Source organism: Marinagarivorans sp. (genome assembly GCF_982758155.1).
In genome coordinates this window covers 32523-47332 of the sequence record NZ_CEXWTU010000006.1, presented here as the reverse complement: position 1 = coordinate 47332, position 14810 = coordinate 32523, and the positions used below count along the sequence as shown (strand labels likewise).

Below are 14810 nucleotides of genomic sequence, written 5' to 3'. Positions count from 1 at the left end.
TGATTTAATTTATGAGTAAAAATATGAAAATAGTTAAAACAGCACTCTTTGTGTTTATCGTCTTGAATTCTCTTTTTTTAGTTGGCTGTGGTGATAGTGATCATAGCGTTGCTATTACTGACGAAGACAGTGGCGATAACACCGGCGTTGGTGACGACGATAACACCGCCGGTAGTAATGACAATAACACCGGCGGCGGTGATGACGGTATTACGAATAAAGAATCAGGGCCTAAAACTGAAATCAGCTATAGCGCGACAGTTGTTGCTTTAAAAATGCAATATAGCAGCGACGTAGAAACGTATGATGTTGTCGTAGCAAACCCGAAAGAGAATAGTCGAGTCGTTACTATTGAGTAACTATCTGTTAGATAAAAATAGCGCTATTGTCCGCTTAGACTAGCTTATATAGGGGGAAGTAGGGGACACCCAGTGCGCATCCTTCTGAATTGCAGTAACGAAGAAGTGATATTGCTCAAGCACTTCTAGAATGGGTTTAAAATGTCTTTAAGCGGCATTAAATAATCAAAGTATAGAGCGACTATACTTTGATTATTCTCCTTACCTAAAGGCATTTTAATTCCCACTGGAATCGAGCACTTTGAATGGTAATGGGTATAGGTCCTACCAATTCAGTATGTTTTGCACAATGCCGTAAAGGTTATTGGCCATAATTGTATGACCAGCCCTTGTTGGGTGAGTCCAATCACCGGAAAAATCGTCTTGATTTGGTAACCAAGCGCCCAGTGGTCCTTTTACCCCTGGGTCAATACAATGAACCTTTTGATCGCCTTTATCATTCAATTCCTCGACTGAATTACATATATAGGCATTAGCATCAATCCATGCGGAGCCATTTGCAGGTGAACCAAAAGCAAAAATATGTGCGTTCGGATACTTACCTCGTATATTTGTAATAAACGTTTTATAAGCCAGCTCAAAGTCATGTTGATTGGGTTGGTCCCCTATAAAGTCATTCGTACCTAGGGCAACAAAAACAGCATCCATTTGTACTTCGAAAGACCACTCAGGGATACTCATGCCTGACCACATAGGGAAATGTGTCATCAGGAATTCATCGGTCAAGGTGTTACCGGCCGCAAAAAATAATTAAAATAAAGCTTGCAACTTCCAGCTTGTTTTTCAGGATTTTTCGTTTTTGACACCCTTTTTTACGAGAAATTCACATAAATGAATCTATACATTAACTGATCATATTCTCGCACATATTGATGACAGTATGACGGCAGCCCTATCTGGCCGCACTCCTTTATGGGCACGATCATGCTCCGAAATGAGCGACGCGGATTTTATTAAGTTTGGAATATTACGCTGCATTGGTCGAGTGAATAGTGGTCGAGATTTTTACAGACCGCTAGCGATATTCATGATGAGGCGATTCCTTTATCGACATATTTTAATTCGCTAAAGTCATCACGCCGCATGCAAATGCTTGAATCAATCGAAGAGGGAAGCTATGCGCTTCACTGTGAGATGCTCGCATCGCACGATATCAATTATCTAGAAAAATTCCAGAGCTTGACTCGTACACTGTAATGGCGGCAGATGGCCATTTTATTGACCATGCTTGCCATACAAAAAAAGACTCTAGCGGAAATTTTTTCGCTGCCGGTTTTATTTATTCTATGAACCATTCGAAATGGACTCTTAAGGCCTTTATGCTGCATCACGAACGGAACAAGACGAAATCATGAAATTTCCGTTCTGAGGCGTCACACAGAAGCAAACCTCTATCTATGAGCTGTCCAATATGACGGCTATCAGCCGGCAAGACATCTCCATGAATTAAAATCATGTACCCATGAAAAATAATCAATTTTTTTCATGAAGCAACCCATCTATCATTCTATTTAGGTGTTGAGTGTTTACCAGCACCACTGGTTAATCACATAAATGGCACCAAGATATTCTAAACGGACAATAAAGATATTCAGGCTTTATTCCAATAGACAGGATTAAAATATAATGAGTAAAGATTTCACATATATAATCAAGCGAGTTTGTTTCGATGAGAATTATCATCCTCCCGACAGCACGCGAATCACTACCAACTTTGCAAATTTGGCGAGAGGAACGAATCGCCAGGAAAACTTACGCAAGGCCTTGAGGATGATAGACAGCCGCTTTAATGCTTTAGCCCACTGGGATAACCCCAAGGGAGATCGTTACACTGTCGAACTAGAAATTATTTCTATCGAAATCGACATTGAAGGTAATGGTCATCAATTTCCATCGATTGAGATACTTAAGACCAACATTGTTGATCATAAAATTAATAAACATATAGAGGGGATTGTAGGGAACAACTTCTCATCTTATGTTCGAGATTACGACTTTAGCGTGCTACTGCGTGACCACAATAAGAGCCAATCAGAATTTAGTGTCCCAGAAAATTTTGGTGATTTACATGGGAAACTGTTTAAAAGCTTTCTCAACTCAAATACATACAAAGAAAATTTCAACAAGCCGCCAGTCATATGCTTGAGCGTCTCAGACAACAAGATGTACAACCGAACTCAAAATCAGCACCCAGTATTGGGCGTTGAATATCATCCAAGCGAACCTTCTTTAACTGAGCTGTATCTAAAAAAAATGGGCTTTGATGTTCGATATTTCATGCCGCCAAATAGTGTTGCACCTTTAGCATTTTATTTCCTGGGCGACTTACTCAATGATTATAGTAATGTTGAGCTCATCAGCACCATTAGTACAATGGAGACATTTCAAAAAATCTACCGCCCAGAGATTTACAATGCCAATGCTGTTGCAGGAAACCAATATCGACCAAATTTAAAGCACTTGGATCATTCGCTGACGCAAGTTATTTACAATCGGGAAGAGCGTAGTCAACTTGCGATTAAACAGGGGGAGTTTGCTGAGGAAAATTTCATAAAACCCTACCAGTCGATCCTTGAACAATGGTCAGAAAATTACGCCTTTTAATTCACCCAAGTAGACATAAGATTATTATGAAAAAAATATTACCTACTTCGAGTGCCGGTAGCTTACCAAAACCTTCTTGGCTTGCACAACCTAAGTCACTGTGGTCGCCATGGAAATTGCAGGATGAAGAATTGATTGGCGGGAAGCAGGATGCTTTACGTGTGTGTTTGCAAGAACAACAACAAGCAGGTATTGATATTGTTAGTGATGGAGAGCAAACGCGCCAACACTTTGTGACCACGTTTATTGAGCACCTTAGCGGCGTTGATTTTGACAGTCGAGAAACTGTCAAAATTCGTGATCGTTATGATGCTAGTGTACCAACGGTTGTCGGGCCGGTCAGTAGACCAAATTCGGTATTTGTAGAAGATGCAAAGTTTTTACGTCAACAAACTGATCAACCTATTAAATGGGCTCTGCCAGGCCCAATGACAATGGTAGATACGCTTTATGACAATCACTATAAGAGTCGGAAAAATCTAGCCTGGGAATTTGCCAAAATCCTCAATCAAGAAGCTAGAGAATTGGAGGCTGCGGGTGTTGATATTATTCAGTTTGATGAGCCTGCATTTAATGTCTTTTTTGATGAATTTAGTGAGTGGGGAATTGATTGCTTAGAACGAGCTATAGAGGGTCTTAACTGCGAAACGGTGGTGCATATTTGCTACGGCTACGGTATCAAAGCAAACACAGACTGGAAACTTACACTTGGTGCCGAATGGCGACAATACGAAGAGATTTTTCCAAAGTTACAAAAATCGAATATCGATATTATCTCATTAGAGTGTCACAACTCCCGTGTGCCGATCGAGTTACTAGAACTCATACGAGGTAAAAAAGTTATGGTCGGTGCCATTGATGTGGCAAGCGATACCATTGAGACTCCCGAAGAAGTCGCCACAACTTTGCGGCAAGCTCTTAAGCATGTTGATGCCGATAAATTGTATCCTTGTACCAACTGTGGCATGGCGCCACTGTCGCGTGAAGTGGCAAGAGGCAAGTTAAATGCCTTGCGAGCTGGAACGGAGATTGTAAGAAGAGAGCTCTCTGTTTAGATAAGGGGCGTGCATAAAATAACTTTCCGTTTTTGAATTCCTGGGTGTACGGCCCTAAGTATATTTTCCGATATAAGGGCCGAGGAAAAAATACTTTATCCAATAATACTTGTTGCCTGTCTCCTCAACGGCGTTGTTCAAAGCGTTACATGCCTCGGTAACTGCTCCACGACATTATGCTCCTGCAATGTCTAATAAGGGGCTCCTGCCCCGATGCGTTACCCTAATGACCTATATCCATATAGGCCCCGGCATGCGCCTATTTGAGTGCCTTGCTGAGAAAACAGGCTCCCTCGTCCCTAATGACGCTGGACGTTACAATTGAAGTGGTTATTAATGATCATCATAGAATTTATAACAAATAATATAGCTACCTTTTTTGCTTTGGTCGCGACTGGGGCATTCGCGGGTATTCTTGCTGGCTTATTAGGTGTAGGCGGTGGCATCGTCATTGTGCCAGTGCTGTTTTTCTTATTTCAAAAATTTGGCGCTTCACCAGAAACTGCAATGGCGGTAGCAACAGCAACATCACTGGCCACAATAGTGCCCACATCTATTAGCTCAATTCGTTCGCACATGCAAAAAGGGAATGTAGATTTTGACCTTTTAAAACGCTGGGCCACATTCATTCTTTTGGGTGTACTGACTGGTAGTTGGTTGGTGACACGTGTCGACGGTAACTGGCTTACGGTATTGTTTGGTGTGATTGCCACTTCATCTGCACTGAATATGCTGTTGAGAGCAGGGAAGCCCGCGTTTTACGAACAATTACCCGGTAAAGCAGGACAAGCAACAATGGGCACATCCGTTGGTTTTTTTAGCTCGATGGTCGGTATTGGTGGAGGCACTATTTCTGTTCCTTTACTAACCCTGTACAACTACTCAGCCCATAAGGCTGTTGGCACCGCAGCAGCAATAGGCTTAATCATTTCCTTGCCGGGCGCAATGATAATGTTGTTAGTGGGCAATACACCAGCTGACGCTCCAGTTGGTACACTGGGGTTAATCAACATTGTTGGTTTCGTGTGTATTGTGCCACTTACCATACTATTTGCTCCGATGGGGGCATTCCTGGCTGGAACTTTAGATTCGATAAAGCTTAAAAAGATCTTTGCTGTTGTATTACTTATCACTGGCCTGCGTATGTTAGTGCAAATCTTGCTGTAGGCTATAAACCATAAGAGGGGGCTTCCTCCATATCCACTAAATATCGCTGCAGGGCCCGGCATGCGCCCCTTCGAGCGCCTTATTGAGAAAGCAGGCGCCCTCGTCTAATTGGACAAGCTTTTATTGCCTCGCCCCTAAAGCGAACCCTTCAACGCGACGGCCGTAGACCTATCAGCTCGCGAAAATACAGAATTGAAGTGCTCGGCGGACCACCTAAGGTTGAGCTATGCTCTTTAAAGTGGTTCAAACCTTTAGTGTCGACCTCAATGCATGAAATGCCCTCGTTCTTGGATGTTTTCACGCTTTTAACTTTGAGGAGCTATTGAAAGAGCTTGCACAAGTCTGTATACCTCTTGAAAAATTGCCTATGTCAGCACCTTTGATCGTGATATTAGTGTTCTTGCTTTGGCTTGGCTCTAACCAATATCGCCCTATTTACAAATGGTTTATCAGTGCCTTTATAGGTGCATTGGTCGTTGATTTGAGTGTGAGCGGCAAAAACGTTTTGGCGGCATCTGAGGTTAATAACCAAAAAATGCTGGATAATATGCGTTTTCAACGCCTGTTAACGGGCGCGGAAGAGGAGAAGGGGGGGATTGGTGTCGTATTTTCCATTGTGCAGGATGACGCGGGTTTTCTTTGGTTTGGTGGCGAATCTGGACTTGCCCGTTACGATGCCCATGACTTTAAATTTTACACCGCCGATGCAAAAGACCCACGTGGCTTGGCCAGTACTTGGGTAACCGATATGCAGGTAGACCGCGATGGAGTGTTGTGGCTTGCCACTAGCGCGGGTCTTAGCCGTTATAATAGTGAAACTGACGACTTTACAACTATTGGAACGTCTAGCGTATTAGGTCTGACACTGTTATCAAATTTTGTTGCGGCGCTTGCGGTAGATAGTCGTAACAACCTTTATATCGGAACGGATGCGGGCTTTACAGTATTTAACGCCGAGCGCACTCATGCACGTCACTTCACCTACGATAAAAATCAACCTCGTGGTATCGGCGATAAACGTGTCGCCAGTTTATTTGTGGGCGCTAATGATCAAGTCTGGATTGGCACAGCAGGCAATGGCATTAGCCGTTTCGATCCTGTCACAAAAACCTTTCAGCATTGGCTTAATGATCCAGATGATCCCGATTCACTTATGCACAACAATATTGTTCGTATCGTCGAAGACAACAAGGGCCGCATTTGGGTTGCCACCCGCGGTTATGGTTTAGCACGATTGCTGGAGGATGGCCGGAAATTTCGTACTTACCGCCACAATCACGACAATCCTCGCTCTATTGGCAGTGATATTATTAGTGATGTCCACGTAGATTCTCATGGCAACCTTTGGGTTGCCACAGATCACGGTGGTTTAGCATTGTATCAAGAAGAAACAGATGATTTTTTGCACTTGCGGCATCATGTATACGACCGAACAACCCTTATTTCCGATCAACTACGTCGTATTTACGGAGATCGTGACGGTAATTTATGGATAGGCGTAGTGCCCACAGGCATCAATTTTTATGATGCCGCAAAAGCTCGGTTTCGAACTTTAACGCATCAACCAGACAATCCCAATAGCCTCGACCATAACGGTGTACTTTCCTTGCTTCAGGATCGTGACGGCATTATCTGGATTGGCACTGAAAATGGCCTTAACGCCTATAATCCAAAAACTGATCAATTTACGCGTTACGCCCCAAACCCTAAAGACCCGGATAAACTCCGCTTTGGAGCTATTATTGGGCTCGCCGAGGACGCTGACGGTACTTTATGGGTTGGCAGTTGGTCTGGCGGCTTACACCATTTTGACAAGAAAACAGGTAAATTTAAGAATTATTATCCAGAGCCAGGAAAAGAAGACAGCCTCATTGGCGTCCACATATGGAACGTCACTCTCGATAACGACAATGACTTATGGATAGGGGCCATTCATCAAGGCGGCATGAGCCAGTATCTTCGTAAAAGCGACAGTTTTCGTCATTTTCATAATAACCCAGAAGACGTTAACTCGCTGCCGTATGATCACGTATGGCGCATTTTACCTGATCGCAAAGGTAACCTGTGGGTTGGGACTCACGATGGACTTGGGCGCTTCAATAAAGACACACAAACCTTTATCAATTACCGGCACGAGCCGGATAATCCCGACTCGCTCGGTAACGATAATGTTATCTCGATTTTAGAAGATAAGGTAGGGCGTATTTGGGCTGGAACTGCCGAAGGCGGGATTAGTGTACTCGACCCAAATACTGATATTTTCCACACGTTTAGCCTTAAGGAAGGTCTGCCTTCAAGGCATATATCCACCTTGGTTGAGGATCGAGAAGGGTCTATTTGGGCGGGCACGCCCGCTGGACTAGCTCGAATTGACGCCACCAGTTTTGCCATTAAGGTGTTACGAAAATCTGATGGACTTGCGGGGAGTAATATCAATCGCAACTCTTCATTGCTTGCAGAAAGTGGTGAATTGTATATAGGCAGTTCGGAAGGGCTTACCGTGTTCTTGCCGGAGAATGTTGATCGCGATCAAGCCCCACCAAAAGTTGTTGTCACGCAATTACGTATTCTTAATCAAGAAGTGAAAGTAGGGGGGTTGGCTTCTCCTCTAGTTTACGCCATTGAACATACAAGTGATCTTACCCTCAGTTACGAGGACTCGATGTTTGCTTTTGATTTTGCCGCCCTTAATTTTAATGCCTCCCATCAGAATCGCTATTGGTACAAACTTGATGGATTTGATCGCGATTGGAATGATGTAGGAACCCGCCGCAGTGCAACCTACACTAACTTGGACCCGGGTATTTATACCTTTAGGGTACGCGCAAAGACCAATGCGGGTGTTGCTAGTGTTAAAGACGCGACCATTGATATCACCATCACACCGCCACCTTGGAGAACTGGATGGGCTTATCTGGGCTATGGATTGTTGGTATTTGCTGCGCTGTATATGCGCAAACGGTATGTGAATTTGCGCACGAAGTCTGAGGAGTACCAGATATTATCCACTACGGACTCTTTAACGGGGCTACTAAACCGTACGGGCCTACAGCAGGCAATGGCGCTACGTTTTAAAAACAGCAAGGATAATCAGCGCTTTCCGATTTGCATTATGTTATTTGATATTGATCATTTTAAGCGCATTAACGATAGCCTTGGCCACGATACTGGTGATCGCATTTTACAAACCTTTTCTGAAGTTATTGGTCGCGCCGTACGCAACCGAGATAACCTTGCCCGCTGGGGCGGCGAGGAATTTTTATTGGTCTGCGATAATGTGCCTACAGATATAGCCCGCTCGCAAGGTAATGAATTACGCGAAGTAATTGGCCGGCATCTATTTGAACAGAACGAGGAGACACTAAGTATCACAGTTAGTGTTGGAATAGCGAATGCTAATCCAGATGAAACCTTCGATGAACTCTTCAAGCGTGCCGATATAGCACTTTACCAAGCCAAGAAGGACGGCCGCAATTGCGTAGTTGTCAGTACTTAGATCGCGCCATTCATAACTGGCCACTCAAAGACAGGGCAATACAGCTATCACTATGTCCAATACTGTTTAGTATGCGACATTCTATAATTGAATATAATAGCTATTAAGTTAGCCACAGTAAGCAGTTTTTAAAACAATCTAAATACACCCTTAGGTGTATTTAGATTTGAGTTGAGTTCAAACGTTTTAGCGTGCGCAGCCTGGGCGTTCTGGGGCAATAATTACATCATCAATCCAACCTTCAAGGCTGTCGCTTTGTGGGTTGTAGCCCAGTTTCACAACCTCTACAGGAAATTGACCCGGTGCGGCAGAATCGCGGAAATATGCGCCGCCATCAGGAATATCATCACGTAGGCTTGGGGTTAAATAAACTGAAACAACGGGGCCTTTTTTCAACTGAATTTCAATGCACACCCATTCATTATTCGGTAGCGTGCGCCGGCCACCCGGTGGATCGATTGACTGATCGTAACCGGCAGGAAAACCCGCTGGGCACGGATGGCCATTCCAGCAAGACCAATTACCTAAAACACCGTTGGCGCCTAAATTTTCAGCGTATTTTTGTGTGCCTATACGAAATGCTGGAAATTCTGATGCGGCAGAACTAATCAAACCGTACCAGTTTGTTGGCACTGGGGTTTTGGTGACTTTTTGGTAATAACTGACCCAAACCTCGGGTGTGCTATTAAATGCCGTATTGGCAAATTCTACCCAAGCATTGCCGCCATTTTGATCAGTATTGTAATGAAAAGCCGCACCAGAACCATTGGCGCCTTGGCTAGTATCAATACTACCTCGGCCCCCTACTTTACGCCCACTGCCAAAACCGTTTTCAAAACCTTCACAAATGTAAGCGCTTTGGCAAATGGGGTTGCCCATGGTGCTGGCAGCCTTAACGGTAATAGTGCCATCTGCCATGGCTTTATTGCCGTCGTTATCCGTTATTGTCAGGCGTATTTGATGATCACCAATAGTATTGCCAGGGAAATTAACCTGCTGTCCATTAGCGGACCATTCGCCATTTAGCTCGGTCCAGCTGTAGGCTGTAATCATGCCGCCATTATCAAAACTGGCGTCGGCATTAAGTTGTGCGCTGTCGCCTTCGGTTAATAGGTGCGGACCAGCCAGCGTACTGTTGCTGTCTCCATAAGACCACGCAGCAACAGGCAAGCCTTGGTAATCCCCAGCAACATTAACTTCCCACAAGGAAATTCCCCATTCGGTAGCGCGTTCTTGGCCTTGAATACGGACGTATCTAGCGAGGGTGTTGAGCGGAAATTGTGCTTGATTTAGGCCGCCATTATTCTCCGAATTGTTTAATACGCTTTGCCATTGCTCGCCGTCATTAGAGGTGAGTATTTCATAGGCACTGGCGTAAGCGGCTTCCCACTGAAGGTCTATTGCACACAATAAAGCTGGCGCACCTAAATCGACTTGTACCCATTGGTTATCCTCGTAATTACTGGACCAACGCGTTGTAAGATCGCCATCAAAAGCGTCATTCGCTGTTACACCGTCTACATTAGGGTCTAACGACGAGGCTATTGCCGGTCTATTCATTGCAATATTATCGCTGATACCATCGCAAAGATTGACCACCATCGGAGCGCTCGATTGCGCGTTTACGCTGCTAGCAAAAACTGAAGATGCTACTGATGAGAATGCCGAAGAAATCGTGGTTAATGAACTGCTGCTATTAACCGTACTGACTGAATTAATGCTTGAGCTTGTCGTTATTTCTTGGCCTGTGCAGGCCGTTAATGCCGAGAGAAGACAACTTGGAATTATTATTCGCTTCATAAAACCTCAGAGCCGTATCGCTTCCCAATGCAAAGCAATACTTCAATTAAGCGACGAGGAAAAAATATTTCACCCATGGATAGTAACTATTCAGGTGGGTTCGAAATAATGCTCACAAAAAGGCGAGTTGATTATTTTCTGGGAATTCAAGCGTCAGGAGCGCTTGCATAGCGCCCAAGGATCGTGACATGGATGTCACTTATTAGAGCAACGCAGGAGCAGTTGCCGATGGCTTGAGCGGCCCAGAAAATGATCAGCTTGCCGGTCTATTTGAGCATGGCTGAATAGTTACCAGGGATAAACTATTATTGCGACGTCCCTAATGTATGAGAAAAAACCACCGCATAGCAATACGGTGGCGTTAAGGAGGCGGTGTTTGCCCTACCCCGTAAAATAATCACCCTCGTTATTTAGCGTACGATTACCGTCACCGAAACTTGTCATATTCAAACCCATTCGCCTACCGATGGTGGCGAGTAAATGTGAATGTGGCTCGCCATTCGGGTCGTAGTTACCGTTGTAGTTGTAGGTGATTTTTTTACCGGTTTTTAATCCGAAGGCATCACCACCCGCTAAGAAAAAAGGCACGCGGTTAAAATCGTGACTGTTCGAATGTCCAATTTCGCTGTAATGCATTAACAGGGTGTTATCCAATACAGAATCCGCCCCGTCGGCAGTACTCGCTAGCGTGTTGATTAAATCTCTAAGCTGCTCGGCCCAGTAAATACGATAGCGCTTCCACTCGCCATTAAGGTCGTTATGCGAAGCATCGTGATCGTATGCGCTAAAACCTGGTAGGCGAATACCGTTAGCTTCGTGGCCAAAAAGAAAGTTAATACTCCGCGTTAAATCACACGAAATTGCCTGCGCAGCAATTTGTTGCATTGCACGGGATATTTCATTAATGCTGTTTTCAGCATTGGGATTGTTGTCGGGAACGCCATTAAAATTAACCGAAGGGGTTTTGCAATCCTGACTTGGAATTGCATTTAATCGCTGCTCTAACTGTGCAAGCGCATCGGCATGTTGCTCTAAACGCTCGCGCTCAAGCTGACCTAACTGCCGCTGTAGGCGCGCAAGTTCTGCAGTAGCATTCGATAAAACATCGGCGTCCGGGTTGCCGCCGGACGTGCTGCCTCCGCCCGCCGAAAATAGCTGGTTATACAATGCCTTGGCATTATCCCAAAAAGGCACTTGCTGACCATTGCGATACGAAGGTGTGTCGTGGTTGTCGAAACGGTTAGGCATTACGCCCATTTGCACCGAGCCAAAAGGCGTATCGTTACGGTAATGATCGCCAATCACAATATCGAGAGAATCGTTGCCATTCGCGGTTAATGCCTTGCGGTTACCTTGCTTGTGGCCATCACCAAGATTGTGCGGGTTACCGTACATAGACATGCCATCAATAAACAACATTCTGTTTTTAACGCTTTCCATCGGGCGCGAAAATTCATTGAGTGACAATTGGTTATCTGGGTGCCACAGGTTGGGTTGGTCCCACGAGGGACCACCGCCGTGTGGCGTAAAAACAAACATCACACGTTTAGGTCGCGTGCCTGAGGTTTGCGCCATTGCAGACCGAGCCAAGGTTAAATGCAAAGGTAATTGCACGCCTGCGAAGGCGGCTGAAGTCAATTTTACTAAATCACGTCTTTTCATAGTGTTATCTCCTGGCCGACTATTCGCGAATTAAAAAGGTATTAGCCGAAACAATTTCCGACCAAAGCTGTTCGAAACTGTAACCACCATTCTGCCAACGCTCGGTAGTGGTTTGCACGGTGCAAGCATCTTGATGCTCTTGCCCGGTGGCATAAATTTGAAAGTTTTCGATCATGCAAGCCGCTGCACTATTGGCCTCGGATAATATGCCCGACAATTCATGCACGCCCTTAAAGGGGTGTACATCTGGCGCTGTGAGTGAATTAAGGCCAGTAAGAATACCCACATCATCGGGGTTGGCTACGGCTTTACCGGCACCATCAAAGGTATCGAATCCGAAACCAACATCATCAATATATTGGTGGCAAGCCGCGCAAGTTGGATCGGCCGAATGTTGAGAGAAACGCTCGCGTGGGCTAACACCAGGAACCGGCATGGGAATGCTAATTTCCAGCGTTGCATCCGGTAAAGGCATCGGCTGGCACAACAAGTGTTTACGTAAAAATACGCCGCGCAGTACGGGTGATGTATCGTTGGCTTTACCTTGTCGCGCAAGCAGTGCGCCGAGTTTTAAAATGCCGCCGCGCTCACCGTTGGTGGCAATGCGTGCGGTATTGTTCGATGCACCGTTCAAACCGTAGTAATCGGCTAAGGCGCTATTCGCAAAGGTGTAATCGCTAACATACAAATCACGGAATTGCGTTGTTTCACCCAAGAACACACTCTGAACAAACTGTTGGAATTCCTCTTCCATGCCGGCTTTTACCGCTGGGGTAAAGCCTGAGTAAACACGCGTATCTTTAGTGACATCTTTAAAATCAAATAACATTAACCACTGCCGCGAAAAATCCACAATGGCAGCATTCGCCTTGGGCGAACTTAGCAAACGTTGCACCTGCGTAGTCAGTTGGGCGCGTGTTTGCAATTGATTATTTTGTGCCGCATTTAATAAAGTATTATCCGGTGTAGTCCCCGAAAAGGTATAAGCCAATAAGGTAGCCGTTTCCCAGGGGGTTAATGTGAAATGGTCGCCATTAGCAACACCTTGTTCGGGTCGGTAAAGGAAGTTAGACGAAATCAAAAAACCCTTAATGACTTTAACAGCACCCTCGCGCGCATTGCCGCCACTTAAGAAAATATCAACATAAGCGCCCTGCTCTTCATTACTTAATGGACGGCGGAATACTTTGCGGCCCATATCTGCAACAAACGTACTGGCGCAGTTAGTATTGAGCTGATCGCAGCCCACGATGGCATCAAACCGGTTTTCAATAACTGCGTTAGCAATCGTGTTTGCGGCATCCCAGTAAACACCAATGCGCGCTTCACTCACGCTTTCGGCAAAGGCGTTGTTGTCGTAACCATGAATACGAACGCCACCAGGGAAGCTGGCAGTAATTGTTGTTAATGCGGGCACTGCAAATAAATCATTAATGGAGTTTTGATATTCGCGGTTAGTCAGAAGGCGCAAGGTACGGGGTAATGGCGCTTCTTTATTATCGCAATCCATGGCGGTTGCCGGCGCAAATGTCATGATGTAGGCCGCAACACTGGTGGCACAAATACCTTGGCATTTTTGGATATTACCTTTGGGCATTGTGAGGTCAATTGTTTGGGCTAAATCATCAACCTTACCCTGCCATTTGGCCGCGCTTAGTGGCGTACCAAAATTGCTGCCCTCACCGTTATCACCATGGCAAGCTGCACATTGGGCGTCATAGAATGTCTTGCCACCCATGACGTTTTCACGCACAGAAATTGACACAACTTGGCTTGTAACATTGCCGTCATTATCGGTAACCGTAAGCGTCACTGAATAATTGCCAGCCATGCTGTAATTGTGCGTAGCCTCGGCGCCTTGTGCTGTTGCACCGTCACCAAAACGCCAAGCGTATTGAGTAATATTACCGCCGGGGTCAATGCTGGTGCTGCCACTAAAGGCTAAAGCTTCACCAGCGATGGCATTACCGGGCAGCGTAATATTCGCTACGGGTGGGCCATCGTGTGCGCCCATCACTTTAAGTTCCCACAGCGAATAACCCCATTCGGTCCCGCGTTCAATACCGACAAGGCGAATGTGACGGGCCGATACCGGAGCTGCAAGCGAGACTTCATCTTCGCCGCCGTCACTGTTCGTCATCGACGCTACGGTTTGCCATTGGCTACCGTTCATTGACGTTTCCAGATTATAGGCACGCCCAAAAGCATCTTCCCAGCTTAAGGCAAATCCACAAATAACGGCTTCGCTGCCCAGATCAACAGATAACCACTCATTATCGGTATAGTCACTGGACCAGCGCGTCGTCGCGTCACCATCAAAGGCAAGGCTCGGGGTAGCCTCAGGTACATTAACATCCACACTGGAGCCTACAGCCGTAAGCCCTGCAGCGAGGTTGATCGGCTGTTCACAGCTTGATGTTTCACTCGGCTGCATAGCTTGGCTGCTAACTGCGGCGCCAGAGCTCGGCGTAACAGTGGATGAGACGCTGGAAACGGCAGTATCGGCAGAGCTGCTATCCACATCGGTCGGCTGCGCAACACAGCCCACCAGTACAAAAGCCGCATAGCCCACCGCCAACTGTCTGGCTGTATGAGAAAAGCGTGAGAAACCATTCACCATGTTGAAACCCTCAACGTGTATTTATTGTTAATTGCGCGTTTTACAGA

9 protein-coding genes are annotated in these 14810 nt (G+C 45.6%); 5 read left to right on the top strand and 4 right to left on the bottom strand.

What is annotated here, in order from left to right:
- Positions 1-23: 23 nt before the first annotated feature.
- Positions 24-359 (top strand): hypothetical protein, encoded by a 336-nt coding sequence (locus tag AC3A8L_RS01695; RefSeq protein ID WP_487960483.1) that lies wholly within the window; start codon positions 24-26, stop codon positions 357-359.
- 264 nt (positions 360-623) lie between these two features.
- On the opposite strand, the gene AC3A8L_RS01690 is transcribed toward AC3A8L_RS01695, so the two are convergent.
- Positions 624-1085 (bottom strand): GDSL-type esterase/lipase family protein, encoded by a 462-nt coding sequence (locus AC3A8L_RS01690; protein ID WP_487960482.1) that lies wholly within the window; start codon positions 1083-1085, stop codon positions 624-626.
- A 900-nt stretch (positions 1086-1985) separates the two neighbouring features.
- Between AC3A8L_RS01690 and AC3A8L_RS01685 the strand changes: the two genes are divergently transcribed.
- From AC3A8L_RS01685 to AC3A8L_RS01670, 4 genes are all read left to right on the top strand, one after another.
- The gene (locus AC3A8L_RS01685; RefSeq protein WP_487960481.1) at positions 1986-2963 is read left to right on the top strand and encodes a DUF1852 domain-containing protein; all 978 of its coding nucleotides are present in this window, start codon (positions 1986-1988) and stop codon (positions 2961-2963) included.
- A gap of 26 nt (positions 2964-2989) precedes the next feature.
- Positions 2990-4018, top strand: a complete 1029-nt coding sequence (locus AC3A8L_RS01680) for a methionine synthase (RefSeq protein ID WP_487960480.1) — start codon at positions 2990-2992, stop codon at positions 4016-4018.
- A 336-nt stretch (positions 4019-4354) separates the two neighbouring features.
- Positions 4355-5185: a sulfite exporter TauE/SafE family protein gene (locus AC3A8L_RS01675; protein WP_487960479.1), complete on the top strand. Its 831-nt coding sequence runs from the start codon at positions 4355-4357 to the stop codon at positions 5183-5185.
- A 367-nt stretch (positions 5186-5552) separates the two neighbouring features.
- A complete protein-coding gene (locus AC3A8L_RS01670) occupies positions 5553-8681 on the top strand; it encodes a ligand-binding sensor domain-containing protein (RefSeq protein ID WP_487960478.1) in 3129 nt (1042 codons plus the stop codon).
- Positions 8682-8867: 186 nt separating this feature from the next.
- Here AC3A8L_RS01670 and AC3A8L_RS01665 read toward each other — a convergent pair whose 3' ends face one another.
- The 3 genes from AC3A8L_RS01665 to AC3A8L_RS01655 form a co-directional block, all read right to left on the bottom strand.
- Positions 8868-10481 (bottom strand): discoidin domain-containing protein, encoded by a 1614-nt coding sequence (locus AC3A8L_RS01665; RefSeq protein ID WP_487960477.1) that lies wholly within the window; start codon positions 10479-10481, stop codon positions 8868-8870.
- Positions 10482-10862: 381 nt separating this feature from the next.
- Complete coding sequence (locus AC3A8L_RS01660) at positions 10863-12143, bottom strand: DUF1552 domain-containing protein (RefSeq protein ID WP_487960476.1); 1281 nt, start codon at positions 12141-12143, stop codon at positions 10863-10865.
- A 19-nt stretch (positions 12144-12162) separates the two neighbouring features.
- Positions 12163-14763, bottom strand: a complete 2601-nt coding sequence (locus AC3A8L_RS01655; RefSeq protein ID WP_487960475.1) for a DUF1592 domain-containing protein — start codon at positions 14761-14763, stop codon at positions 12163-12165.
- Between the last annotated feature and the right edge of the window lie 47 nt (positions 14764-14810).